The sequence below is a fragment of the Nocardioides sp. genome (genome assembly GCF_014360585.1).
Taxonomy (GTDB): domain Bacteria; phylum Actinomycetota; class Actinomycetes; order Propionibacteriales; family Nocardioidaceae; genus Nocardioides.
The window spans coordinates 55246-78544 of record NZ_JACIXG010000008.1 but is presented as its reverse complement, the minus strand read 5'-3'; the positions used below and the strand labels follow the sequence as shown (position 1 = coordinate 78544).

The following is a 23299-nucleotide window of genomic DNA, read 5'->3' as shown; positions in this document are numbered from 1 at the left end:
GAGTGGTGCCGTGGAGAACACAGGCGAAGCGCACGGCCAGCAGCCGATCCTGGAGGCCGTGGGGACGGCGGCCAGCACCCGCTTTACCCCTGAGGTCATGCATGCTGCGGCGACGCTCTACTACCTCAAGGAAGCGACTCAGGCGCAGGTCGCGCAGCAGCTCGGCATCAGCCGCGCGACGGTCAGCAGGGTGCTCTCCGAGGCGCGTCGTACGGGCATCGTCCGGATCGAGGTGATCGACCCGGCGACCCGGCGTGCCTCCGAGATGGAGGAACGGCTCTGCGAAGCCCTCGGCCTCGCCCGGGTGTTCCTCGCCGGCGGGTTCCACCGCTCGCTCACCGGAGCGGCGCTCGCCGCCCGGCTCGGCGAGGCGTTGACCGAGATCGGGCTGAAGGCCGGCGACGTGCTGCTGGTCTCCTCGGGCCGCACCGTCTGGGAGGTGAGCCAGGAGGTGCTGCCGTCCTTCCCCGGCGTCGTGGTGACGCCGACCGTCGGTGGGCAGGACGAGCCCGAGGCCTGGTACCAGACCAACGAGATCACCAGGATGTTCGCCGAGCAGCTCGACGGCCGTCCGGTCTTCCTCTACGCACCGGCCCAGCCGGGAGCGGATCTGCACCGGCTGCTGCTCCAGGACCCGAGCACCCGTCGAGTGCTCGACCTGTGGAGCCAGGCGCGAGTGGCCGTGCTCGGCATCGGCGCGCCCCCGCTGACCCGCGAGTCGTTGCCCGGCTACGTGCCGCGCGACGCGCCCTGGCTCCGTGAGGCCGTCGGCGACATCTGCACCAGGTTCTTCGACGAGGAGGGACGGGCGTTGCCCTATCCCGAGGAGTCCCTCATCGCCACGACCTACGAGGAGCTCCGCGCGATCCCGCACACGATCGCGATGGCGGTGGGCCCGACGAAGGTGCCCAGCATCATCGCGGGCGCTCGGGCCGGCTGGTTCGACACCCTGATCACCGACGAGGACACCGCGGTCCGGATGCTCGAGAAGCTGGGGTGAGCTCCTACACCCGGGCGGTCATGATCTCGGCGAGCGCGGCATCCGAGGCGAGCTGGGCGTCGCGGTCGTAGGTTGAGGTGAAGGCGAGGAGCTCGTCGGCGCCGGTGGATTCGGCGAGCCGGTCGAGGCGGCGACGCACGGTATCGGGCGAGCCCGCGGTCGTGCGCGCGAGATGCGCCTCGACCCGCTCGCGCAGCTGGTTCGTCCACGTCTGCTCCCGGATCGCCGAGACCGGCTCGAGTGCTCCGAACTGCCCGGTCTGCCGCGACCTGGCCATCGCCCACGCCTCCGGCAGCGCGAGCTCGGCGGCCTCGGCGTCGGTGTCGGCGACGAGCACGTCGGCGGAGACCGTCACCGACGGCACCGAAGCCTGAGCGGAGGGCCGGAAGTCGTTCCGGTACGCCCCGAGCAGCTCGCCCACCCGCGGGCTGTACAGCGCCGGACCGCCCACGACGACCGGCAGCCCGAGCTTCGCCGCGAGGGCCAGACCGCGTCCGGTCGCGAGCACGAAGATCGGGATCTGGTGCGCAGCGGCCGGGCGGGCGGTGACCGCCGCGGTGCGGTCGAGATAGCCACGGAGCTCCTCGATGTCCTCGGCGAACGTGTCCGGGTCGTCGAGATCCTGGCGCAGCGCGCGGCGTACGGGGGCGGTGAACCCCAGAGTGCGCCCCACTCCCAGGTCGAGACGGCCCGGGTAGAGCGCCTCGAGCATCAGGAACTGCTCGGCCACGACCAGCGGCTGGTGGTGCGGCAGCATCACCCCGCCCGACCCGAGCCGGATCGTCGAGGTGTGCGCACCGAGAGCACCGAGCAGCACCGGCGGCGATCCCGACGCGACCCCCGGCACAGCATGGTGCTCGGCGACCCAGAACCGGTGGTAGCCGAGCCGCTCGGCCGCCACCGCCCGCTCGATCGTGTGGGTCAGCGCAGCGCCCTCGGCGTACCCCGTCCGGGTGCGGGACCTGTCCAGCATGGAGAGCTTCACAACAACACCAACCCCGTCCTCGTCTCGAGGCTTCCCATCATCTCCGGTGTGGCGAAGAACGCACTCGACAGGCGTGCGATGAGGGACACACCTCCGCTGTCGGCGGCCCCGACCTCGGTACCCTGATGGCTTGAGCCAAACGACGACAGGAGCGGCTTAGCAATGGATCGAGACGTGCTTCGGCACGCGCCGCTTTTCGGCGAGCTGGACGACGAGTCGATGACGGCGATGCTCGCGATGATGGGGGAGGCCCGCCTCAGACGTGGCCAGGTGCTGTTCCACGAGGGCGATGCCGCGGAGCGGCTCTACGCCGTCGTGTCCGGGAAGGTGAAACTGAGCCGTGCCTCGGCCAGCGGGCAGGACAGCGTGCTGGCGATCCTGGGGCCGGGACAGGTCTTCGGTGAGCTGTCGCTCTTCGACCCCGGTCTGCGTTCCTCGACGGTCACGGCCGTCACCGACCAGGTCGAGCTCGCCTCGCTGTCGCACGACGACCTGCTGAGGCTGCTCGACGGGCGGCCGAGCGTGACGCGCGGACTGCTCGCGCTGCTGTCGGGTCGCCTGCGCCGGGCCAACGACGTGATCGGTGACCTGGTCTTCGCCGACGCGCCCCGCCGGGTGGCGAAGGCCCTGCTGGATCTCGCCGAGCGGTTCGGTGAGACCACCGACGAGGGTGTGCACGTCCGTCACGACCTCACCCAGGAGGAGCTCGCCCAGCTCGTGGGCGCGGCCCGGGAGACGGTCAACAAGGCGCTCGCTGACTTCGCGGCCAAGGGCTGGGTCAGGCTGGAGTCGCGCTCGGTGGTCATCACCGACATGGAACGGATCGTACGCCGCGCGGGCTGAGCCCGCGGGTCAGAGCCCGTCGGTCAGAGACTGACGCGCACCAGCTGGCGGAGCCGGCGGAGGCCGTCGGTGCTCGGTCGCTCGGCCGGAGCGAGGGCATCGGTGAGCCTCTGCCGGACCGCGTCGGGGTCGAGCTCCAGGCCGATGGCCACGAGCTCGCTCCGGGGCTCCGTGGTCCGGCTGGGCGCTCGCCTCTCCGCGGCCACATGGGCGCTGCGTCCGACCAGGTTCACCTGGTAGCTGCGCGGCCCCTGCCCGGTCGCGACGGCGACGGTCCCCTTGACCCGGTACGCCGCTGCCGGCGGGTCCTCGAGCAGGTCGAGCAGCCGCGCGGGCTCGATGGTGCCAGGGTGCGTGACCGTGACCGACCGGGCGTGCTGATGGGCCGCGTGGTCGGCGGCCGCCTCGCGCAGCAGCGCGGCGATGGGCAGCTCGTCGGGCGGGTCCTCGGGCACGGCGGCGTCGTAGACGAGCCGGGGGTCGATGCGGCCGCCCACTGCGTACGCGATCTGGACGTCGGGGTTGTGCTCCCGCACGCGCTGCTCGATCCGCGCCAGGACCTCGTCCCGGTCGGCGACCGGCACCAGGTCGGTCTTGTTGATGACGACCAGCGTGGCCGCGGCGAACCGGACCGGCGCCGGGCCCCGGCCGTCGTCGAGGGTGTCGAAGTACGCCGAGGCGTCGACGACCTCGATGAGCCCACCGCGGCGTACCCGCTCGACACCGCTGAAGCGGACCAGCCGAGCCAGCGTGCCGGGCTCGGCGAGCCCACTGGCCTCCACGATGACGACGTCGAGCGCGAGCCGCGGGTGGGTCAGCTTCTCCAGCGCGTCGTCGAGGCCACCGGCGTCGTCCAGACAGCACAGGCAGCCACCGGCGATCGAGGCCGGCTCGTCGACCTGGCCGGTGACGAGTCCGGCATCGACGTTGATGTCGCCGAAGTCGTTGACGACCACGCCGACCCGCGCGCCGGGTTGGCGCAGCAGATGGTTGAGCAACGTGGTCTTGCCCGACCCGAGATGGCCGGTGAGGATGACCACGGGAACGCGGGTGATGGCGCTGGTCGGTGGCACCGGGCCATCGTAGGGCCCGATGAGAACAGTTCCCGTTAACGGGGTCACGTCTTGACGGCCGAGGTGGCCAGACCTAGGTTTGCCGCACAACTTCACATCCGCCGTTCGAACTGCAGCGGGAGAGTCCTCGTCCATCCCGGGTGAGGCGCCGAAGGAGCAAACCTCCCCAGAATCTCTCAGGCCAACATGACCGCTGTGGTGAGGCGAACTCTGGAAAGACAGGATCCGCTGGATCCTGCACCCACGGTGCAAATCGCCCCAACGGGGCGGTGAAGCTCTCAGGTAGCGATGACAGAGCGGGGAGGTCACCCGTCCACGGGTGCCGCGTCAGACGGCAGCCATCATCAGGGAGCCTCCCGCACATGACATCACCTGTCCCTACCCCTCTGCATGCGATCCACCAGTCGCTCGGTGCCTCGTTCACCGACTTCGCCGGCTGGAGTATGCCGGTCCGCTACGGCTCGGAGACCGCCGAGCACCACGCGGTACGCACCACCGCGGGCCTCTTCGACCTGAGCCACATGGGCGAGATCGAGGTGACCGGGCCCGAGGCGGGACGGGCGCTCGACCGCGCCCTGGTCGGCAGGCCGTCGAAGATCGGCCTCGGCCGCGCCCGCTACTCGATGATCTGCGCCGAGGACGGCGGCATCATCGACGACCTGGTCGTCTACCGGCTCGAGGAGGAGCGCTACCTGGTCGTCGCCAACGCCAGCAACGTCGTTGTGGTCGCTCCGGCTCTGGTCGAGCGGGCCGACGGGTACGACGCCGTGGTCCACGACGCCTCCGCGCAGTGGGCGCTGATCGCGGTCCAGGGACCTGTCTCGGCTCAGATCGTCGCGGCCGTGACCGACCTGGACGTACCGACCCTTCGCTACTACGCCATCGACGCTGGCAAGGTCGCCGGGATCGACGTGCTGCTTGCGCGGACCGGCTACACCGGGGAGGACGGCTTCGAGGTCTACTGCGCGCCCGCGTCGGCCGCCGATGCCTGGGACGCGATCACCGAGGCCGGGGAGCCGCACGGGCTGATCCCCGCCGGCCTCGCCTGCCGCGACACCCTCCGGCTCGAAGCGGGCATGCCGCTCTACGGTCACGAGCTGAGCCGCGAGACGACGCCCTTCGAGGCCGGCCTCGGCCGGGTGGTCTCCTTCGACAAGCCCGACGGCTTCGTCGGCGACGCCGCCCTGGCCGCCCGACGTGAGGAGGGCCTGCGCAGCACGCTCGTCGGCCTCGTGGCCACCGGTCGCCGGTCTCCGAGGGCCGGCTACGCCGTCGTCGACCCGGCCACCGGCGACGAGATCGGCATCGTGACCAGCGGCTCCCCGTCGCCGACGCTGGGCCGCCCCATCGCCATGGCCTACGTCCGGCCCGAGCTCGCCGTCTCCGGCACCAAGGTCCAGGTCGTCGTACGCGGCAGCCACGAGGACGCCGAGATCGTCGACCTTCCCTTCTACTCCAAGAAATGAGCCGAGAAATGAGCCAAGAAATGAGCACAGCCATGAGCAACCCGACCCACCTGTCCTACACCGCCGAGCACGAGTGGATCGAGACCCGCGACGACGTCGCGCGCGTCGGTGTCACCGCCTTCGCCACCGAGGCGCTGGGCGACATCGTCTTCGTCGAGCTGCCCGAGGTGGGCACCAAGATCACCGGGGGAGAGGGCTGCGGCGAGCTGGAGTCGACGAAGTCGGTCAGCGACCTCTTCGCGCCCGCCGACGGCGAGGTGCTCGCGATCAACTCTGCGGTCGTCGATGACCCGGCGCTGATCAACAGCGACCCGTTCGGCGCCGGCTGGCTCTTCGAGATGCGCATCTCGAACGCTCCCGACCTGCTCGACGCCGCGGCCTACGACGCTTTGATCGAGGAGTGAACCGTCGTGACCGCTGACCTCAGCGGTGCACCGGCCCCGGTCGTGGCGATCACCTTGAGCACGTTCGACCTCTACTCGATCGGGATCGGCCCGTCCTCCTCCCACACCGTGGGACCGATGCGCGCCGCGAAGATCTTCGTCGACGGCCTCGTCGAGGACGGGCAGCTGGACGCGGTGACGCGGGTGAAGGCCGAGCTGTTCGGGTCGCTCGGCGCGACCGGGCACGGGCACGGTTCGGCCGGGGCGGTGCTGCTCGGGCTCGAGGGCGAGGAACCGGCGACCGTCGACACGCGATCGTCCTCGGCACGGGTGGTGGCGATCCGTGAGCGTGGCGAACTGTCGCTGGGCGGCCACCGCCCGATCCGCTTCGCCGGTGACGCCGACCTGGTGATGCATCGGCGCAAGAGCCTGCCGGGCCACCCCAACGGCATGGTGTTCACCGCCTACGATGCCTCGGGCCAGGTACGCCGCGAGCGGACCTACTACTCCGTCGGCGGTGGCTTCGTGGTCGACGAGCACGCCTCGGGCGCGGCGCGGGTCGTCCCCGAGACCTCGCGAGTCCGGTTCCCGTTCACCACCGGTGCCGAGCTGCTCAGCACCTGCGAGCGCGAGGGGTTCCGGGTCTCCGACCTCATGCTCGCGAACGAGCTGACCTGGCGTACAGAGGACGAGGTCCGTGCCGACCTGCTGGAGATCTGGCAGGTGATGGCGGACTGCGTGCAGGCCGGCTGCGACCGCGATCCGGTCACCGACGGCGTACTTCCTGGTGGTCTGCGGGTCCCGCGCCGGGCGCCGCAGCTCTACCGCGACCTGGCCTCCGGAGCCGGCGCCCAGGACCCCTTCCGGGTCATGGACTGGGTCAACCTGTTCGCCCTGGCGGTGAACGAGGAGAACGCCTCGGGCGGCCGGGTCGTCACCGCTCCCACCAACGGCGCGGCCGGCATCGTGCCCGCTGTCCTGCACTACTGGGTGCGTTTCGTGGCCCCTGAGGCCGGCCTGGACGAGGCCGCGATCGAGGACGGCATCGTCCGGTTCCTGCTCACCGCGGCCGCCATCGGGATCCTGTGCAAGACGAACGCCTCGATCTCCGGCGCCGAGGTCGGCTGTCAGGGCGAGGTCGGCTCGGCCTGCGCGATGGCCGCCGGTGCTCTCTGCGAGGTCCTGGGCGGCAGCCCCGAGCAGGTGGAGAACGCCGCCGAGGTCGGCATCGAGCACAACCTCGGCCTCACCTGCGACCCGGTCGGTGGGCTGGTGCAGATCCCGTGCATCGAGCGCAACGCCATCGGCAGCGTGAAGGCGATCAACGCCGCCCGCCTCGCCCTCAACGGCAACGGCTCCCACAAGGTCAGCCTCGACAAGGCGCTGAAGACGATGCGGGAGACCGGGGCCGACATGAAGGTCAAGTACAAGGAGACCTCCCGCGGCGGCCTCGCGGTCAACGTCATCGAGTGCTGAGCCCTCCTGGTGGTTGAGCTCATCGAGACCTCGCTGAGATAGTAGCCCTTGCTATACTAGGGTCATGTCGTCACGTGGAGAGATACTGCGCGAGGTGATGCTCGAGACGGGCACCACCCAGTCGACGCTGTCTCGAACCAGCGGCGTTCATCAGCCGAGCATCAGCCAGTTCCTCTCCGGAAAGGTCGATCTGAGCGACGATCAGCTCGACCGTCTGCTGTCTTGCATGGGTTGGCGTCTCGAGGTCGTACGCCGCCCCGTCACGCCCGACCTGACGCGCTCGGAACGCCGCTCGTGGATGCTTCACCGTCGCCTGTCGGGCGACCTGACTCCGACAACGCTGCGTGAGTGGAAGCCGAGGATCGAACGCCGTCTCCACCACCTCCGCCACAACATCAGCGGACAACCTCACGAACGGAACCTCGAGCGCTGGACCTCGCTCGTGGACAACGAGGACGTACGCGGCCTGCAGCGTGTCATGACCGGCCTCGACCGCGACTCCATCGAGATGCGCGAGGTCTCGCCCATGGGCGGCCTGCTCAGCGAGCGTGATCGCGTCCAGGTTCTCGAGCAACTGGCCGAGGCCAGTTGATGCGTCGCGATCAACTCGAGCATGCCATCCGTACGGCCTGCTAGATCATCGGCCACCCTGAGGTGATCGTCGTCGGCTCACAGTCGATCCTCGGATCGTTCGACGAGACTCAGCTGCCTGCTGACGCCACGATGTCGATCGAGGTCGACATCCTGCCGATCGCTGACGACAACGACGAGACTGCACGCCTTGCCGACGTCATCGAGGGCATCGCTGGAGAGTTTTCGCCGTTCGAGGAACTGCACGGGTTCAGCATCGACGGTGTCGACATGAGCACATCTGTGCTGCCGGACGGCTGGCGTGACCGACTCGTAAAGGTGCGGAACGCGAACACTGCTGCACCTGGCGGGGCTCCCGTCTTCACGGGCTGGTGTCTCGACAAAGAGGACCTCTGTGTTGCCAAGCTCTGTGCCTTCCGTGAGAAGGACCAGAACTTCGTGGCAGCACTCATTCGTGCGGGCCTGGTCGATCGGGAGATCATCGCTGAGCGACTGGGCACAGTCCCGGTCAAGGATCGGGCAGCAACGAAACGTGCCGCAGCATGGCTCGAGGTGCTCTGACCAGCGGCAAGACCCGGTGAGGCACTGTTAAGCCGCAGGTCGCTCTCGCATGACGTCGTCGCTCACGGGTACCGCTCCGAGCGTCGATATTCATCCTGCGTGTCACTCGAGGTGACGATGTTCAACCAGCCAAGCGCACTCACCCAGGAAGACCCGACGACGATCGCATCGGCCAGGTGAGCATGTCGATCACCCTCGTCACCGGAGCATCCAGCGGGATCGGGCTGGCTGTAGCGCGCCTCGCCGCCACTCGCGGAGACCACGTCGTCCTGGTCGCCCGGGGTCGTGAGTCGTTGGACGCCGCTGCTCGTGGGTGTGAGCGGCTGGGCGCTGCATCGACCATGGTGCTGCCGCTCGATGTGAGAGACGACGAGGCGGTGCGCGACCTCGTCGCGGCGGTGCTCGACCGACATGGGCGGCTCGACACCGTCATCCACTGCGCTGGAGTGACTGCGTTCGGTCGCACGGAGTCCCTGCCGTCCGAGATCTTCGACGGTGTGCTGCGTACCAACCTCCTCGGCTCGGCCAACGTGGCACGTCACGTGGTGCCTGTGCTGCGCAGTCAGGGCAGCGGAACGCTGGTCCTGGTCGGCTCAGCGCTCGGCCACATCACGGCGCCTTCGATGAGTCCCTACGTCATCAGCAAGTGGGGTGTTCGCGCGCTGGCTCATCAGCTGCGCCTGGAGAACCGCGATCGACCTGACGTCGCGATCGTGTACGTCGCGCCGGGCGGAGTGGACACCCCCATCTACCACCATGCCGCGAGTGTCATCGGGTACGAGGGTCGGCCCCCGCCTCCGGTCTCCAGCCCCCAACGAGCAGCCCGCCAGATCTTGCGCCGGGTCGACCGCGGCCGCGGCCGGCCACAGCTGAGCCTGGCCAACGAGGTGATCCGGCTCGTGCGCGCGGTGCCCCACGTCCACGACCGGCTGGTCGCGCCGATCCTCGGCTTCCTGATCACCGACCTCACCCGTCCCGTGGCCCCACATCCGGGCAACGTCCTGACCACGATGCCAGGAGAGAACGCCATGCGCGGCCGCCACGGGAACTCCGCCCTGGGGATCGTGCGCAACCTGGCTGTCCGCATAAGGCGCCGCGGGCGGGGTACCGCTACGGCCAGTGACCCCAAGTCGCCGAGGACATCTTCATGAGTACAAACCGCAGATTGGTCCACGCATCACCCCAGCACGTGTGGGATGTCCTCTCAGACGGCTGGCTGTACCCGGTCTGGGTGGTCGGCGCGTCTCGAATGCGCGATGCAGACAAGGACTGGCCGAACGTCGGCGCGCAGCTGCATCACTCCGTCGGCGCCTGGCCGCTGCTGATCGACGACAGCACCGAGGTGCTCGAGTGCTCGCCCGGGAGCAGGCTGTTGCTCCGTGCGCGTGCCTGGCCGGCAGGTGTCGCGCATGTCGAGATCACGGTGGAGGCAGCAGGCGAGGACACCGAGGTCGCGATCCGAGAACAGGCCGTCGATGGCCCGGGCGCTCTGGTCCCACGGCTGGTCCAGGATCCGCTTCTCGGCTGGCGAAACGTGGAGACTCTCCGGCGCTTGGCCTACATCGTCGAACACCGTCCATGAGTGACGCCTCCTACGACGCTTCCTACGACGCGGTCGTCGTCGGTTCTGGACCCAACGGCCTGGTCGCGGCCAATCTGCTGGTCGACAAGGGCTGGTCGGTGCTGGTGCTCGAGACCCAACCCACCACAGGTGGAGCGGTACGCAGCTCCGGAGACGTCCATCCGGGCTTCATCCACGACACCTTCAGCGCGTTCTATCCGCTCGCGGCCGCATCCCCGACCATCCGCGGGCTCGGCCTGGACGAGTACGGGCTGCGGTGGACGCATGCTCCCGCAGTGCTGGGCCACCCCATGCCGGAAGGCAGCTGGGCGCTGCTGCACCGCGACCGACACGTCACCGCAGAGCTGCTCGATGCCCAGCACGCCGGCGACGGCCAGGCATGGCTGGAGCTGTGCGGTCTCTGGGACCAGATCGGTGAACCCCTCGTACAGTCCCTCCTGACCCCGTTCCCGCCCGTGCGACCCGGGGTCCACTTGCTCAACGCCCTACGTCGTGCCGGGGGACTGGCGGCCGTGCGTACCCTGCTCACACCGGCCGGAGACCTCGCCCGCAACCGCTTCGGGGGCGAAGGTGCGCGTCTGCTCCTGGCCGGCAACGCCGGACATGCCGACATCCCGTTGGACTCTCCGGGCTCCGGCACGATGGGGCTTCTGCTCGCCATGCTGGGCCAGACCGTCGGCTTCCCCGTCCCAGAGGGAGGTGCTGGCATGCTCGCCGCCGCGCTGGAGCGCCGCTTCCGCGAGCATGGTGGTGATGTCCGCTGCGGTGCCGAGGTCACCCGCCTCGGTGTCGAGGACGGTCGCGTCGCCGAGGTTCACACCCGTGAGGGCCACCGGATCAAGGTGAGCCGGGCCGTGATCGCCGCGGTCGCGGCGCCCCATCTGTACGGACGGCTGCTCGACCCCGCAGACGTACCGCGACGCGTCGCAGCCGGCATGGCGAACTTCCAGCTGGACCCGGGCACGGTCAAGGTCGACTGGGCCCTGACCAGACCCATTCCATGGCTCTCCGAGCCTGCGTACGCTCCCGGCACCTTCCACGTCGCCGACTCGGTCGAGCAGATGACCCAGTCGTTGTCTCAGGTGACTGCCGGCGTCATCCCCGATGCTCCGTTCCTCCTGGCAGGCCAGATGACCACCACCGACCCGACCCGCTCGCCGCCGGGGACGGAGTCGGTGTGGGCCTACACGCACGTGCCGCAGACGGTGATGCGCGATGCGGGGCCCGACGGGCTGTGCGGGCGATGGGACGAGGAGGAGTGTGAGCGTTTCGCCGACCGCATGCAGGCGCGCATCGAGCGCCTTGCGCCCGGCTTCGGCGACGCCATCGCCTCACGACGCGTTCTCGGGCCCCATGAGTTCGAGGCTCTCGACGCCAACCTCATCGGCGGGGCGATCGGCGGCGGCACCTCTCAGCTCCACCAACAGTTGGTCTTTCGACCGGTGCCGGGCATGGGGCGGGCAGAGACCGGCATCACCGGGCTGTTCCTCGGGTCCGCCTCCGCCCACCCCGGCGGAGGCGTGCACGGCGCAACCGGCAGCAACGCAGCCCGTGCCGCCATCCTGCACGATCGCTTTCGATGGGGAAGGCAAACCGCGTGATCACCACCGTCACAGACTCGATGGCGCGTGCGGGCGGCCGTGTGCTGCAGGCCGGGGTCGGCGTGCTCGCCCACCTGCGACCCGCCGCCAAGCCCCTGCACCCGCACGGCGAGGTGCACCTGGCCCTGCTGCGGCGGCACCGGGGAGCCACCACGGGCGCAGCATTCCTCGATGAAGGCGGGACCGACGAGGTGGTGGTACGACTCTCCCGCGCGGTCGGCCTGCCTGAGAAGGCGCCCGACATCAACGGACTTGCCGTGCGCATTCCCATCGCCCTTGGTGAACACGCCGACCTCCTGCTCGCCACCACCGGTCACGGTCGATTGACCCGGTTCCTGCTGGCTCCCAAGATCCGTCTGTTCGACGGGTTCTTCAGCACGCTGCTCCCGTACCGCACGCCCACCGGACCGGTCTGGCTCGGAGCGAAGTTCGCCGGCGCTGCCACGTGGCAGCTGGTGTGGGCGCGGCCCGGGACAGACTGGACGCCGTTCGCGACGCTCGAGCTGACCGTCGAGTCGGACCGCGACCTGCTGCTCTCCTTCGACCCGACCCGCTCAACCCCACCCGGGCTCGAGATCTACGAATGGCACCGCCACCTACGAGCTCCCGCCTATGCGACGGCGCGACGGTCGCGGACCGCCGTCGCCAAGCCGCTACGCGGGCTTGAGCACCCGCGCTACGAATGAGTCGAGGTTGCCGAGCAGACGGTCGACCTTCTGCTCGACGCTGAGGGTCTCGTGGATGACCGGGCTGTCGAGCTTGCGCTTGTTGCGCGCCTTGAGCGAGCAGTCGAGGTCGGCGCAGATGTAGGTGCCGACGGAGTTGCCGTCCTGCCCGGAGCGACCGGCACGAGAGGCGACCAGCAGCGCGACGTCACTGACCGAGGCGCACAGCGCGCACATCGTCTTCCGCGGCCCGCGCGTCTCGCGTGACGCGCGGAGAGCGACACCGCAGAGCCGCCCGTCGTGCTCGGTGACGAGATAGTGGTTCTGCGGCGCCTTCGGGTCCTGCCAGCCGAGGTAGTCCAGGTCGTCCCACGGCCGTACGGCCAGGTCAGCGGGCATGTTGAGGCGCTTGGTCGCACCCTTGGTGAGGTTGACGAACGAGGAGCGTACGTCGGTCTCGGTCAGCGGCTTCATACCGACCATGCTAGGTTTCCTACAACTGTTAGGCAATTCGTTTGTTTGGGAGGTTGCTGATGGGCCGTCCAGGGCTGAACCGGAGCGCCGTGATCGCGGCCGCCGCCGACCTGGCCGACGAGATGGGCTTCGACGCCGTCACGATCTCGGTCCTCGCGCGCCATCTCGGAGTCAGGTCGCCGACCCTCTACTCCCACATCTCCGGAGCCACCGACCTCCGCACCGCCGTCACCGCGTACGTCCTCGACGAGCTCGCCGACACCACGAGCCATGCGATGGCAGGGGAGGGCCGCGACCTCCTCGTCGCGTACGCCGACGCCATCCGCGACTTCGCCCGCCGCTCACCCGGCCGCTACGACGCCACCACCCGCCAGCGCATCCCACCCACCTCCGACCCGGCCGCGGAGATCCCCGCCTCGGTCGCCGCCGCCATCACCGCCGGCCGCCGCAACGCCGACCTCGCCCTCACCGTCGTCCGCAGCTACGGCATAGCCGAGACCAACGAGACGTACGCCGTCCGGCTGATGTCCAGCCTCATCCACGGCTACATCACCCTCGAGATCGCCGGCACCTTCGCCCACAGCGAACCCCCGAGCGAGGCCACCTGGCCCGAAGTCCTCGATGACCTAGACCGCACCCTCACGCGGATAGCGGCGGCGCAGCGTCATTGATCGAGGGCCCTCTACCCCTACCAACGCCAACGGACACCCCCGTGAGGGTGTCCGTTGAGTGGATCAATTCACTCAATTGCGGCGTAGGTCTCTGGCATCTGCCAGGCTGCGCAGGGCCGCGTTCAGGATGGGCCGGTGGCCGAGGCAGGGACGTTCCTTGGGTGAGAACCAGGACCGCCAGCAGGACATACAACGCAGCACTCCAGAGTGCTCTGGGTCTACCTCAACGCTGCCGCTGCACTGCGGGCACTGGTCCATAGCGGAACTCCCTACGGCTTGACGTCGAATTCTCCCACTTTGGCACCGGTCAGGAAGTCTGTCCACTCAGCCGTCGTGAACTCGACAGCCTTGCCGGTCGTGGAGTTGCGGACCGCCACGGTGCCGGGACGGTTGGTCGCGACTTCCACGCACCGAGGGTCGTTGTTGTCGTAGGAGCACGCGGTGGACGTGCGGAAGTTGAACTCGGGGAGTGCGGTCATGCGCGTACCTTTCGTAGGTTCTGCTCCGGGGAGACGGTCCCCGCACCGCTTGTGCGACTGTCTACGGCCCCATTGACGGGTCTGTATGAACCCAATGCCTCAAGCCTTCTGCGCTCCTCAGGAGACAACTTCAGGCACGGAGGGTGCTTCTCCTCTCTTGGCCAGCGCAGTCCGCATGTGCCGCATGTCGTCGGGTCCTGGTCCATCCCCTGAGTCCTGTCTCGTAGACAAAGTGCTGGCACCCGGAACGCCACTGGACCGCATGGCTTAGGACAACCCTTGCCAGCAGCGCCCCGGGGTGAAACAAGCCTGTTGGGTGCGTTGGGCATGGGCAGGTGGGGGCAACCCACCGCTTGAGGTGGGGGGATTCCCCCTGGTCACATTGGTGGTGAGACGCCACCGCCGCGCCCTATCCTGGAAGTGGTCCCAATCTCGTGATGAAGGCAAGGCCATGCCGAATCCGCAGAACCCCGACGAACTCGCCGCCCGCGTCATTGGTGAGCGCATCCAGAACATCCGCACCCGCACCGGGCGTACCCGGGCGGTCATCGCTGGTCTCGTCGGTCGGTCTGAGGACTGGCTCCGCGATGTGGAGAAGGGCCGGCTTCAGCATCCACCTGGACTCGAGATGTTGCTGAAGATCGGGCAGGCGCTCGGCGTACGTGACCTGACCGAGATCACGGGCGAGCACCAGCTGCTGGTGGGCATCTCTCGCCGTGCGGGACATCCCGTCGTGCCTGCCATTCGTGAGGCCATTGAAGGCGTGGATCTTCGTCCTACGCCTTCGCCCGTTGACACCGATGAACTTGCCGAGCGGGTCGAGCGCGCATGGAGGCTTTGGCACACCTCACAGACTCCGCGCGCTGACGCGGGGGCAATGCTCCCCGAGTTGATCACTGATGGACGACGCGCATTGCGGACCCTGGAGGGACAGGAGCGCCGAGACGCTGCCGCCGCACTCTCTGGTGCCTACGCACTGTCTGAGCAAGTCCTGGCGTGGGTTGCCGATGCGCCATTGCTTTGGCTTGCCGCTGACCGCTGCATGGCTGCGGCTGAGATCGCTGATGACCCCGTGACGCTCGCGTCTGCGTCGTGGGTGCTCGGCAATGTCTGGCGCTCAACAGGCCGCGAGGAAGACGCCTACAGGCTGGCGTCGGATGCTGTGGCACTGCTTGAGCCGCACCTGGACGGCAACGAGGACGCCCAAGCAATGTGGGGTGCCTGCCAGTTGCACGGGGCAATCACCGCGGCCCGGATCGGTCGCGAGGGTGACGCGCTCCGCGGGATCGACCAGGCAATGACAATGGCGCGCACGATGCCCGAAGGGTCGGCGCACCCGTGGACCTTGTTCGGTGTGGCGAACACGGACATCAGCGCCGTGTCAGTGCAGGTCGACCTACGCAAGTCTGGGGGAGCGCTTGACGTAGCCAACGCGATCGACCCTGACGCCGTGCCATCGGTTGATAGGCGGGCGCGGCTGTGGCTCGAACTCTCCCGTGCCTACGCCCAACAGCGGGACTGGATCGGCAGTCTCGGCGCTCTCCGCACCGGCACCGGCATCAGCGAGGAGTCAATGCGTAGCCACCCGTTGGCGCGGTCGCTGGCGTCCGAGCTGGTCACACATGGCGGTCGGCTCAATGAGCGTGAGTCGCGAGCGCTCGCATCCAGGCTCGGAGTCACTGCCTAGTCAGGGCAGCTGGGACCGAGCCTCGAGCACTTGTTCCGGCGACTCAACCAGGGACCCCATGTCGGGCTGACGACGGTGCAGGAGGTCATGTCTCTCTTGTCGCCTGCTCAGACAGCCTGAGCCCGAAGTTTGCCCTCAGCACGAACCAGCAGCAGCTTGTACAACGGTGCGACCGAGCCCGCCCCGATGATCTTGCCCTCGGTGATCAGACCTTCGATCTCGTCCAGCGGGATCCAGCGGACCGTGTCGGTCTCGTTGAGGTCGGGGGCTGCACCGGTGTCCGTGGCCCCGCGAGCGAGGTAGATGATGCTCGGCTGGTCCACGGTCCCGACCAGCGGCTGGAACTCGAGGAACTTCTCGATCGTGCGTGGCCTCCAACCGGTCTCCTCCTCGGCCTCACGCAGAGCAGCGACCTGTAGCTCCTCGCCATCGTCGAGGTAGCCACCCGGCAGCTCCCACACCCATCGGTCCTGGATGAAGCGATGCCGCCACATCATCAGCACGCGCTCGGAGTCATCGACCATGAGCACCAGCACGGCCGCGGGAATCCTCATCACCCACTGATCGAACAACGTCCCATCAGGAAGCTCCACGCTCGCCCGACTGAGCACCATCTTCAGCTTGTCGTCGACGACTTCCTCGTCATGGATGATCCACTGGGTCGCGCTGCGCTCGGCCATGGTGGTCAACTTAGCGGCCTTCCGGGCCACTCTCGTTGAGGGCCGCGATCCACTTGGGAAGCTCGGCGAGTGAGGAGATTCGAAGCGTCGCGATCTCGTCTGCCGCCGGGTCATGTTCCTGGATCACGCCCCACGGCCCACGTCGGATCAGCGCCGTCGCCAGCCCGGACTCAGCGGCCGGCCGGATGTCATTGTCGAGCCGGTCGCCGACATAAAGGATCTCCTCCGCTGCGTACGGAACGGCCTCGATGACGTGCTCGAAGAACCTCAGATCCGGCTTACTCACACCCCAGTCGTCGGAGGTCGCGACCATGTCCACCGGAAAGTCCAGCTCACGCAGGATCCGCCCCGCGCTGACCGTCTGGTTCCCGGCCAACCCCAACCACAACCCGTCCTCGCGCAGCACTTTCAAAGCAGGACGTACGTCGGGATAGACGTCATCCTCCCCGAACCGCTCTGCCTGGCCGGCGTCTTCCCGCTTTCTCCGCTCATCGGCCAGATCGAACCCCGGCTGGAACACCTGGAACGCCTCGCGATAGTCCATCCCGCGAGCGATCACCGCCCCGAACACCGCCGAGAACGTATGCCGCGGAACCCCCAGCCAGTCTGCCCAGGTCCCGTACTCGCGGGTCTCGTCAACCAGGCACTCGCCGACATCGAACACCACCGCCCGAATCATGGATCGGGATCCTTCCACACCAGCTGTGTCACAGGCGGCGAAATGATGCTGGGTCGCATATGCCCGGGTGCACGACTGCAAGCGACGCCCGGGAACGGAAAGCAGTCACCTGGCAGATGTTCCCCCTTCCATCGGAAACCCCAGCCCCGAATGAGCAGAACTCGGCTGCACCGCGACAGCCAGAACGGAACGGGTCGCGAGCTCAAAATCACCAACTGCTCGCGAGATCACCTTGACATGTCCGAGGCCCTCCAACACAGCGTCGATGTCTCGAACGCCACTCTTCTTCTCGGTCACTGGGCCGACGGCCTTTTCAGGCCAGTCACGGACGTGTTTGGCCATGTCGATGAGGCTTCGGCCGAAGAACGGCATCGACCGCGGCCTGAGCATCACCTTGTGGCGGGTGATCGCTTGGGTCAACAGCTCGTCCTCGCCGGGGAGAAGCGCACTGTCGGGACAGCCGGTGAGGTAGCCGACGAGGTCGCCGTCGATCTCGGCGAGGAAGAGGGTGTCGGGGCAGTGCTCGATGTAGGGGGCGAGATAGACCATCTGCTCGGAGGGTAGGTGTCTCCACAGTTCGCCGCTGGGGGAGTCGACGCCCGCTCGGGCAAAGAGATCGATGAGCGCGTCGTGGTCAGCGGGCGCGTAGGTCCTGATCATGCAGCTCCTATGTGCGGGGCACGGACCGGATATCCGGAGTGCTCCAAGGCCGGTGCCAAGAGGCTAGCCGACCCGCTTGCACCTGTGCGGTCAGAAAGCGGTCCATCTCCAGGGTCGAGGAACCTCACCGCGCAAGCAGGCAAGGCGGTGGGAAACCTCGGCTGCCGCGCCGGCGTTGTGCGCTGCTTTGACCGCGACGTACGCAGTCCAACGCAGTTCTTGCAGGTCGGCGAGCGCTCGGAACCAGGGCGCTTCGCGTACGTCGTAGCCACCGTAGGCAGTGACGAAGGCGGCGTAGTCGTCGCTGTTGAGCCGGGCGAAGTCTTCGTGGTCGACGGCGAGGGGGATCAGGTCCCAGGCTGGGTGCCCGATCGAGACGTGGTCGAAGTCCAGAAGGATCGGTGAGCCGCCATCGGGTACGACCAGGTTGCCTTGCCAAGCGTCGCCATGCACGACGTTCCGGGCTTCGAGGACATCGGTGGTTGCCAGTTCCGTGCTCAGGCTGGCGAGTCGGTCCTGAAGCCAGCTGCGGTCGGCAGTGGAGATTCCGCTCGCAGACACGATGCGCTCGGCGACATGTCCCATCATGTCGAGGTTCGGTAAGTCGATGGCGGTCGGTGCCGGGAGGTCATGGAGCCTGCGGACGACAGCACCCAGTTCGGGAGGTGTCGCATGACGATGGGTCGCGATGGGCGTCCACCAGGTCACGGGCCGGCCATCGACAGTGACGAGGTCCAATCCATCGATCGGCCGGGTCGCCTCTATCCCGCTATCGGATAGCCAGGAAGCGATCTGGAGCTGGCGCGCGGCGTTCTCGGCTGTGCCGGCCCCGCCGACGCGGGCTACAACCCCAGCGTGTGGCAGAAGATAGATCGCGTTCGAGCCGTTCCTCAACAAGTTGGTGTCTGCTACGTCCAACCCTGCATGCGATGCTGCCCGCCGCAATACTCCAAGTTCGTAGCTGGTCGTATTGGTCGCCGTCATCGGTGCACTCCTTCGCGTTATCTTGCCGGGCGGGCCAAGTTGGCATGGCGCGCGACAGTCCCGGCTGCCTCGAGCCCGCACTCGACCTGGTCGAGGCCCAACAGACGTGGCACATGGAGGCTGCAGATCGCTACGGCGCGTTTAATGGTCATTACGTTGACCACGATGCGCTGCACGATGGTCAACGTAATGACCATTACGAGGTCAAGGTGACTGTCCATGCGAAGCGCCCATTGTCTGCGAAGTCGCGGCGTACAGCCCGCACGCTAGGAGACTACGTCTCTACGTTCCGCCGTCTGCAAGGCCTGACGGCAGAACAGGTAGCCGACCGTGCCGGCATCAGTCGAAACACGCTCCGAAAGCTCGAGCAGGGAGACGCCAGCGTCGGCCTCGACGTGTTCCTAGAAGACTGCCGTGTCCTTGGGGTGCTCGACTTTGTCACTGAAGGAATGAACCGCTACGAGACGGCACCGGGCCAGTCGCTGGCTGAACAGAACCTTGCCCTGCCCAAGCGGGTGCGCCGATGAGTCGAAGCGTCGACGTGTGTATAGGCCTGCCAATCAGGGCAGGGCAGCGTTGCCGCTGTTCGAAGGAGCGCGCGCGATCACGGATGGGACCCCGTACTGCTTCACCGAGCCCGACGACGAGACCACCGGGGCACCTCGAGGACCAGCCCGTGTAGGTGCCCGATCACCTGCCGGGATCGCCGCAGGAATGGCAGCATGGGCACCCCGTCACCAGGAGGCCCCATGCCCACCACAGCCACATTCGTCTCGCCGACCGACGGCACCGCGCTCGCGATCCGGACATGGGGAGAGGAGCTGTCCGCGCCGCGGGGCGTTGTCCAGATCGCCCACGGCATCGCCGAGCACGGGCAGCGATACGACCGGCTCGCCCGGGCTCTCGTCGAGGCTGGGTACGTCGTGCGGGCGGTCGACCACCGCGGTCACGGCGGGTCCGTCGCGTCGGCCGACCAGCTCGGTCACTTCGACTTCGAGGCGCTGGTGGCCGACGTCGCGGCCATGGGTGCCTCGCTGCGCGATGACTTCCCCGGGGTCCCGGTGTTCCTGGTTGCGCACTCGATGGGGTCCTTTGCGGCGCAGACGGTGCTCTTGGACCGGTCCGACCTGTACGACGGTGTGGTGCTGTCGGGCTCGACCGCCCTCGACGTACTCGCTGGTGCGCTCTCGAGCGCCGAGGGGCCGGTCGGGCTGGAGGCGTTCAACGCCGGGTTCGAGCACCGGACCGGGTATGAGTGGCTCTCACGCGACGAGGCCGAGGTCGATGCGTACGTCGCAGACCCGCTGTCCGGGTTCGATCTGCCCGACACCGCCGTGCCTCAGTTGTTCGCCGGCGCCGAGCGTCTGGCCGACCCGGCAGCCATCGGTGGGATCCGCTCCGATCTGCCGATTCTCGTCGTCTCCGGCGACGCCGACCCCCTCGCTGGAGGTGGCGCCCTGATCGAGCTGCTGGGGGAGCGTTATCGCGAGGCCGGACTGAAGGATGTGACGGTGACGCTCTACCCCGAGGCGCGCCACGAGATCTTCAACGAGACCAACCGCGATGAGATCACCGCGGACGTGATCGACTGGCTCAGGGCTCGTTCCTGACTGCTGCTCGGTCGGGACGGAGGCGGCCTCCTTGCGGGAGGCCCCCCTCACGGCAGGTCACCCTCGGGCGTACGGGCGGATGGCGTCGATGATCCGGGACCAGTTCTCCCCGCCGTAGCCACGGGAGCGGGCCCAGGAGTAGTGGGCCTGGACGGCGCGGGGGAGGTCGGTGTCGATACCGGCCGCCTCGCTGGCCTCGACGAGGTGGTCGGCGGTGGCGCCCATCATCGTGACGGTGCTCAGGTGGCCGGGGTGCTCGCCGGCTTCGAGCTGGGCGCCGAAGTCCTCGCCGACAGCCAGCATCGGCGGGATGCCGGCGAGGGTCTGCATCAGCTCCGGGATGGCCGCGGACGGCTTGATGCCGCCCGTCTCGAGCAGCGCGACGGCGTGGAGCAGCGACGAGAGGGAGGTCAGGAAGACGTCCAGGTGCGCCTGGTACATCAGCTGAGCCAGCCCGGGGTCCTCGCCCAGGTAGCGGACCTCCCCGATGCGAGCCAGCACATCCTCGTGCGGCGAGAGCGCGTCGGCCGAGCCGCTGACGTAGACGAACGCATCGGGTGTGCCGACCATCGGTGCCGGGATCATCACGCCCCCGGTCAGGAACTGCGCGCCGTGCGAGGCCGCCCACTCCGCCCCCCGACGCGTCCCCTCAGGCGACTCGGAGCTGAGGTTGACGACGGTGCGCCCCTTCAGCTCGTCGGTGGCGGAGCCGAGCACGTCGTACATCGCCTGGTAGTCGGTCAGGCTGAGGATGACCAGGTCGCTCGCCGCGACCGCCTTGGCGGGCGAGTCGGCCAGCTGCGCGCCGGCGGCGACGACCTCGTCGGCACGCGAGGTCGTCCGGTTCCAAACGGTCACCTGATGCCCGGCCGCGAGGAGGCTGTGGACCATGGCCTGTCCCATCGGGCCGAGGCCGATGAGGGTGACGGCGGAGCGGGATTGATTCATGGTGGACTTCTCTCGTCTCGTTCTCGATCGGTACGCACCATCCTCGGCCTTTGCGTAGAGTTGCGGGAGTACCCACTAATAACTGGGGTACTTACCAAAAGGTTCGTGAGGAGCAACCCCGTGACGAAGCAGGCCCGAAACGGTCCCTACATCTGCGGCATCGACGCAGCGCTCGACGTGGTCAGCGGCAAGTGGAAGGGGCTGATCCTGTGGGAGCTCGACGAGCACGACGTACGCCGCTTCGCCGAGCTGCGGCGTGGCCTGCCCGGCGTCAGCGAGAAGATGCTGACCCAGCACCTGCGCGAGATGGAGCAGGACGGGCTCGTGCACCGGGAGGTGTACGCCGAGGTGCCCCCGCGGGTGGAGTACTCGCTGACCGAGCACGGCCGCAGTCTCAATGCCGCGCTCGAGCCGCTCGGTCAATGGGGGATCGGCCGCATCGCCCGCGAGCAGCCCGAGCTGGTCGAGCATCGCGACGCCGACCTGTTGCCCCGACCGTCGTAGCCGCCGTCAGGCGGATCGAGACTGCGACTCGACGGGCCGGGGCATGGGTCATCGATGAGCCTCGGTGACAGCGTCTGCCGGCTTGCGGGCATCCTGCGGGCCACGAGCAAGGATGTAGACGAACAGGACGGCCATCACCGCGGCGCCTGCCCACATGGCGTTTTGCCAGCCGTCGACGAACGACTCCTGTGCGACCCGGACCAGCGCTCCGGCCTGGGGGCCGGCGCCGTCTGCTGCGGCGACGGCGTTCGCGATGCCCTCGCGTGCTGTGTCCGCGACGTCGTTCGGGACGCCATCAAGACGATCGTCGATCGCGCTCTTGTAGCCAGCGGACAGGATGGCTCCGAGGAGGGCGATTCCCAGGGCGGTGCCGAACTCGCGGGTGACGTCGTTGAGTGCGGACGCGACCCCTTGGCGCTCGCGGGGCAGTGAGCTGGTGATCGCCTCCGTGGAGGGCGTCATGGACAGGCCCATGCCAATACCCATGGAGAGCATGCCCGGCAGGACCGCGAGGTAGCCGCCCTCGACGGAGACCAGGCCGGCCATGAGGGCGAGTCCGGCGCCGGCGAGAAAGATGCCGGTAGCCGTTGTGGCTCGTGCTCCGACGCGGGCGGCGACCTTCGGGGCGAGCCCGGAGGCGAGCATCATCAGCAACGCCATCGGCATCATCGCCAACGTGGCCCGCAGCGCGGACCACCCCAGCACGGCTTGAAGGAACGGGAAGAGCACGACGAAGATCCCAGCCTGCACCCCGAAGACCACCAGCAGTGTGAGCGATCCGCCGGCCAGGCCTCGCTCACCGAAGAGCCGGACGTCGAGCAGAGGCGCCGTCTGGCGCAGCTCCCAGACGACGAAGGCGACCGCGGCGAGGATGCCACCGACCAGCCCGATCATGGTCGCGGGCTGGGTCCAGCCGTGTACCGGACCCTCGTGGAGCGCGAAGATCAGCCCGAGGACGGCGAGGACGGAGGTGGCCGAGCCGATCGTGTCGAACCGGTGCGCGGTGTGCTCGCGTGAGTTGGGCACCGAGCGCAGAGTCATTGCGACCGCAACCAGGACGAGCGCGATCGGCAGCATGAAGAGCCACCGCCAGGTGGCGACGTCGACGAGCAGGGCGGACAGGTACATGCCGAGGATGCCGCCACCGCCGGCGACGCCGGTCCACACGCCGATGCCTTTGGCGCGTTCCTCATCGGGGAAGGTCGAGGTGATCACCGCCAGGGTGACCGGCATGATCATGGCTGCGCCGACACCGGAGGCGAAGCGGGAGGCGAGCAACATCTCCGAGGAGTTGGCCAGCCCTGCCGCCACGTTCGCGGCACCGAAGACAGTCAGTCCCGCGAGCAGCACGGGTTTGCGGCCGATCCGGTCGCCGAGCGCGCCCAACGGCAGCAGGAGCGCGGCGAGGCTGATCGTGTAGAGGTTGATGAACCACAGGACAGTGCTCTGCGAGGCGTCGAACTCGACGGCGAGCTCGGGCTGGGCGACGTTGAGGCCGGTGACCGAGGCGATCACGGCCATCAACGCGATGCAGACCGCGATCAAGATCGCGCGGCGCTGCCGGGCGTCGTGGATGGCCGAGCCTCCCGCGTCGACTGGGTCGTCGCGGCTGACACCGGAAACAGGTGGGTTCGTGCTCAATGGAGTTCCTTTCACAGCCTGCACAGCGGCAGGACGAAGTGGCGCCGCGACCCGGA

25 protein-coding genes, 1 pseudogene and 2 riboswitches are annotated in these 23299 nt (G+C 68.2%); of the genes and pseudogenes, 16 read left to right on the top strand and 10 right to left on the bottom strand.

Annotated elements, in window-relative coordinates:
• Positions 1 to 10: 10 nt before the first annotated feature.
• Complete coding sequence (locus H5T77_RS04910; RefSeq protein ID WP_292645806.1) at positions 11 to 1000, top strand: sugar-binding transcriptional regulator; 990 nt, start codon at positions 11 to 13, stop codon at positions 998 to 1000.
• A gap of 4 nt (positions 1001 to 1004) precedes the next feature.
• Here H5T77_RS04910 and H5T77_RS04905 read toward each other — a convergent pair whose 3' ends face one another.
• Positions 1005 to 1985, bottom strand: coding sequence for an LLM class flavin-dependent oxidoreductase (locus H5T77_RS04905; RefSeq protein WP_292645803.1), 981 nt, complete (start codon positions 1983 to 1985; stop codon positions 1005 to 1007).
• Between the two features lie 162 nt (positions 1986 to 2147).
• Between H5T77_RS04905 and H5T77_RS04900 the strand changes: the two genes are divergently transcribed.
• On the top strand, positions 2148 to 2828 hold the full coding sequence (locus H5T77_RS04900) for a Crp/Fnr family transcriptional regulator (protein WP_292645800.1): 681 nt from the start codon (positions 2148 to 2150) through the stop codon (positions 2826 to 2828).
• A 23-nt stretch (positions 2829 to 2851) separates the two neighbouring features.
• Here H5T77_RS04900 and H5T77_RS04895 read toward each other — a convergent pair whose 3' ends face one another.
• Positions 2852 to 3901 (bottom strand): CobW family GTP-binding protein, encoded by a 1050-nt coding sequence (locus H5T77_RS04895; protein ID WP_292645798.1) that lies wholly within the window; start codon positions 3899 to 3901, stop codon positions 2852 to 2854.
• Between the two features lie 106 nt (positions 3902 to 4007).
• A riboswitch (glycine riboswitch) is annotated at positions 4008 to 4104 on the top strand.
• A gap of 1 nt (position 4105) precedes the next feature.
• A riboswitch (glycine riboswitch) is annotated at positions 4106 to 4206 on the top strand.
• A gap of 57 nt (positions 4207 to 4263) precedes the next feature.
• Here H5T77_RS04895 and gcvT point away from each other — a divergent pair.
• The 9 genes from gcvT (at position 4264) to H5T77_RS04850 (ending at position 12247) form a co-directional block, all read left to right on the top strand.
• Positions 4264 to 5367 (top strand): glycine cleavage system aminomethyltransferase GcvT, encoded by a 1104-nt coding sequence (gene gcvT / locus H5T77_RS04890; protein ID WP_292645794.1) that lies wholly within the window; start codon positions 4264 to 4266, stop codon positions 5365 to 5367.
• A gap of 32 nt (positions 5368 to 5399) precedes the next feature.
• Positions 5400 to 5771: a glycine cleavage system protein GcvH gene (gene gcvH / locus H5T77_RS04885; RefSeq protein ID WP_292645791.1), complete on the top strand. Its 372-nt coding sequence runs from the start codon at positions 5400 to 5402 to the stop codon at positions 5769 to 5771.
• A gap of 42 nt (positions 5772 to 5813) precedes the next feature.
• Positions 5814 to 7226: an L-serine ammonia-lyase gene (locus H5T77_RS04880; RefSeq protein WP_292645850.1), complete on the top strand. Its 1413-nt coding sequence runs from the start codon at positions 5814 to 5816 to the stop codon at positions 7224 to 7226.
• A gap of 64 nt (positions 7227 to 7290) precedes the next feature.
• Entirely contained in the window at positions 7291 to 7818 is a 528-nt protein-coding gene (locus H5T77_RS04875) for a helix-turn-helix domain-containing protein (RefSeq protein ID WP_292645789.1), read from the top strand.
• 62 nt (positions 7819 to 7880) lie between these two features.
• The gene (locus H5T77_RS04870) at positions 7881 to 8378 is read left to right on the top strand and encodes a DUF6036 family nucleotidyltransferase (protein WP_366816609.1); all 498 of its coding nucleotides are present in this window, start codon (positions 7881 to 7883) and stop codon (positions 8376 to 8378) included.
• Between the two features lie 182 nt (positions 8379 to 8560).
• Positions 8561 to 9529: an SDR family NAD(P)-dependent oxidoreductase gene (locus H5T77_RS04865; protein ID WP_292645848.1), complete on the top strand. Its 969-nt coding sequence runs from the start codon at positions 8561 to 8563 to the stop codon at positions 9527 to 9529.
• A 98-nt stretch (positions 9530 to 9627) separates the two neighbouring features.
• Positions 9628 to 9960 carry an SRPBCC family protein gene (locus tag H5T77_RS04860; RefSeq protein WP_472850334.1) on the top strand — a complete coding sequence of 111 codons (333 nt, stop codon included), beginning with the start codon at positions 9628 to 9630 and terminating at the stop codon, positions 9958 to 9960.
• The gene (locus tag H5T77_RS04855; RefSeq protein ID WP_292645780.1) at positions 9957 to 11561 is read left to right on the top strand and encodes a phytoene desaturase family protein; all 1605 of its coding nucleotides are present in this window, start codon (positions 9957 to 9959) and stop codon (positions 11559 to 11561) included. Before H5T77_RS04860 ends, H5T77_RS04855 begins: the two co-directional genes overlap by 4 nt.
• Positions 11558 to 12247 (top strand): hypothetical protein, encoded by a 690-nt coding sequence (locus H5T77_RS04850; protein WP_292645778.1) that lies wholly within the window; start codon positions 11558 to 11560, stop codon positions 12245 to 12247. The genes H5T77_RS04855 and H5T77_RS04850 overlap by 4 nt, the downstream gene beginning before the upstream one ends.
• Here H5T77_RS04850 and H5T77_RS04845 read toward each other — a convergent pair.
• Positions 12215 to 12700, bottom strand: coding sequence for an FBP domain-containing protein (locus H5T77_RS04845; protein ID WP_292645776.1), 486 nt, complete (start codon positions 12698 to 12700; stop codon positions 12215 to 12217). The two genes, H5T77_RS04850 and H5T77_RS04845, sit on opposite strands and share 33 nt — an antisense overlap.
• 59 nt (positions 12701 to 12759) lie before the next feature.
• Here H5T77_RS04845 and H5T77_RS04840 point away from each other — a divergent pair, with 59 nt between their 5' ends.
• Positions 12760 to 13371: a TetR/AcrR family transcriptional regulator gene (locus H5T77_RS04840; RefSeq protein ID WP_292645773.1), complete on the top strand. Its 612-nt coding sequence runs from the start codon at positions 12760 to 12762 to the stop codon at positions 13369 to 13371.
• A gap of 269 nt (positions 13372 to 13640) precedes the next feature.
• On the opposite strand, the gene H5T77_RS04835 is transcribed toward H5T77_RS04840, so the two are convergent.
• Positions 13641 to 13850, bottom strand: a complete 210-nt coding sequence (locus H5T77_RS04835; RefSeq protein ID WP_292645770.1) for a DUF397 domain-containing protein — start codon at positions 13848 to 13850, stop codon at positions 13641 to 13643.
• A 451-nt stretch (positions 13851 to 14301) separates the two neighbouring features.
• On the opposite strand from H5T77_RS04835, the gene H5T77_RS04830 reads away from it, so the two are divergent.
• Complete coding sequence (locus H5T77_RS04830; RefSeq protein ID WP_292645767.1) at positions 14302 to 15537, top strand: helix-turn-helix domain-containing protein; 1236 nt, start codon at positions 14302 to 14304, stop codon at positions 15535 to 15537.
• Between the two features lie 107 nt (positions 15538 to 15644).
• Here H5T77_RS04830 and H5T77_RS04825 read toward each other — a convergent pair whose 3' ends face one another.
• From H5T77_RS04825 to H5T77_RS04810, 4 genes are all read right to left on the bottom strand, one after another.
• Complete coding sequence (locus tag H5T77_RS04825; protein WP_292645765.1) at positions 15645 to 16217, bottom strand: NUDIX hydrolase; 573 nt, start codon at positions 16215 to 16217, stop codon at positions 15645 to 15647.
• Positions 16218 to 16227: 10 nt separating this feature from the next.
• Positions 16228 to 16977, bottom strand: coding sequence for an HAD family hydrolase (locus H5T77_RS04820; RefSeq protein WP_292645763.1), 750 nt, complete (start codon positions 16975 to 16977; stop codon positions 16228 to 16230).
• 24 nt (positions 16978 to 17001) lie between these two features.
• Entirely contained in the window at positions 17002 to 17556 is a 555-nt protein-coding gene (locus tag H5T77_RS04815) for a GNAT family N-acetyltransferase (RefSeq protein ID WP_292645761.1), read from the bottom strand.
• Between the two features lie 90 nt (positions 17557 to 17646).
• On the bottom strand, positions 17647 to 18540 hold the full coding sequence (locus H5T77_RS04810) for a phosphotransferase enzyme family protein (RefSeq protein WP_292645759.1): 894 nt from the start codon (positions 18538 to 18540) through the stop codon (positions 17647 to 17649).
• Between the two features lie 44 nt (positions 18541 to 18584).
• On the opposite strand from H5T77_RS04810, the gene H5T77_RS04805 reads away from it, so the two are divergent.
• Both H5T77_RS04805 and H5T77_RS04800 read left to right on the top strand, forming a co-directional pair.
• Positions 18585 to 19067: a helix-turn-helix domain-containing protein gene (locus tag H5T77_RS04805; protein WP_292645756.1), complete on the top strand. Its 483-nt coding sequence runs from the start codon at positions 18585 to 18587 to the stop codon at positions 19065 to 19067.
• A gap of 222 nt (positions 19068 to 19289) precedes the next feature.
• Positions 19290 to 20150 carry an alpha/beta fold hydrolase gene (locus H5T77_RS04800; protein ID WP_292645753.1) on the top strand — a complete coding sequence of 287 codons (861 nt, stop codon included), beginning with the start codon at positions 19290 to 19292 and terminating at the stop codon, positions 20148 to 20150.
• Positions 20151 to 20207: 57 nt separating this feature from the next.
• Here H5T77_RS04800 and H5T77_RS04795 read toward each other — a convergent pair.
• Positions 20208 to 21146 (bottom strand): annotated as a pseudogene (locus tag H5T77_RS04795) (NAD(P)-dependent oxidoreductase); the annotation flags it as partial.
• Between the two features lie 72 nt (positions 21147 to 21218).
• Between H5T77_RS04795 and H5T77_RS04790 the strand changes: the two are divergent.
• Complete coding sequence (locus H5T77_RS04790; protein ID WP_292645751.1) at positions 21219 to 21602, top strand: winged helix-turn-helix transcriptional regulator; 384 nt, start codon at positions 21219 to 21221, stop codon at positions 21600 to 21602.
• Positions 21603 to 21650: 48 nt separating this feature from the next.
• On the opposite strand, the gene H5T77_RS04785 is transcribed toward H5T77_RS04790, so the two are convergent.
• Positions 21651 to 23243 carry an MFS transporter gene (locus tag H5T77_RS04785; RefSeq protein WP_292645749.1) on the bottom strand — a complete coding sequence of 531 codons (1593 nt, stop codon included), beginning with the start codon at positions 23241 to 23243 and terminating at the stop codon, positions 21651 to 21653.
• Positions 23244 to 23299 lie beyond the last annotated feature (56 nt).

What these genes read in the sequence shown, in the direction of transcription:
- H5T77_RS04875 (WP_292645789.1), top strand. Translation starts at nt 7,291, where the DNA reads ATGTCGTCACGTGGAGAGATACTGCGCGAGGTGATGCTCGAGACGGGC.
- gcvH (WP_292645791.1), top strand. Translation starts at nt 5,400, where the DNA reads ATGAGCAACCCGACCCACCTGTCCTACACCGCCGAGCACGAGTGGATC.
- H5T77_RS04825 (WP_292645765.1), bottom strand. Translation starts at nt 16,217, where the DNA reads ATGGCCGAGCGCAGCGCGACCCAGTGGATCATCCATGACGAGGAAGTC.
- H5T77_RS04805 (WP_292645756.1), top strand. Translation starts at nt 18,585, where the DNA reads ATGGCGCGCGACAGTCCCGGCTGCCTCGAGCCCGCACTCGACCTGGTC.
- H5T77_RS04860 (WP_472850334.1), top strand. Translation starts at nt 9,628, where the DNA reads ATGCGCGATGCAGACAAGGACTGGCCGAACGTCGGCGCGCAGCTGCAT.
- H5T77_RS04840 (WP_292645773.1), top strand. Translation starts at nt 12,760, where the DNA reads ATGGGCCGTCCAGGGCTGAACCGGAGCGCCGTGATCGCGGCCGCCGCC.
- H5T77_RS04810 (WP_292645759.1), bottom strand. Translation starts at nt 18,540, where the DNA reads ATGACGGCGACCAATACGACCAGCTACGAACTTGGAGTATTGCGGCGG.
- H5T77_RS04865 (WP_292645848.1), top strand. Translation starts at nt 8,561, where the DNA reads ATGTCGATCACCCTCGTCACCGGAGCATCCAGCGGGATCGGGCTGGCT.
- H5T77_RS04900 (WP_292645800.1), top strand. Translation starts at nt 2,148, where the DNA reads ATGGATCGAGACGTGCTTCGGCACGCGCCGCTTTTCGGCGAGCTGGAC.
- H5T77_RS04800 (WP_292645753.1), top strand. Translation starts at nt 19,290, where the DNA reads ATGCCCACCACAGCCACATTCGTCTCGCCGACCGACGGCACCGCGCTC.
- H5T77_RS04855 (WP_292645780.1), top strand. Translation starts at nt 9,957, where the DNA reads ATGAGTGACGCCTCCTACGACGCTTCCTACGACGCGGTCGTCGTCGGT.
- H5T77_RS04845 (WP_292645776.1), bottom strand. Translation starts at nt 12,700, where the DNA reads ATGAAGCCGCTGACCGAGACCGACGTACGCTCCTCGTTCGTCAACCTC.
- H5T77_RS04830 (WP_292645767.1), top strand. Translation starts at nt 14,302, where the DNA reads ATGCCGAATCCGCAGAACCCCGACGAACTCGCCGCCCGCGTCATTGGT.
- H5T77_RS04815 (WP_292645761.1), bottom strand. Translation starts at nt 17,556, where the DNA reads ATGATCAGGACCTACGCGCCCGCTGACCACGACGCGCTCATCGATCTC.
- gcvT (WP_292645794.1), top strand. Translation starts at nt 4,264, where the DNA reads ATGACATCACCTGTCCCTACCCCTCTGCATGCGATCCACCAGTCGCTC.
- H5T77_RS04835 (WP_292645770.1), bottom strand. Translation starts at nt 13,850, where the DNA reads ATGACCGCACTCCCCGAGTTCAACTTCCGCACGTCCACCGCGTGCTCC.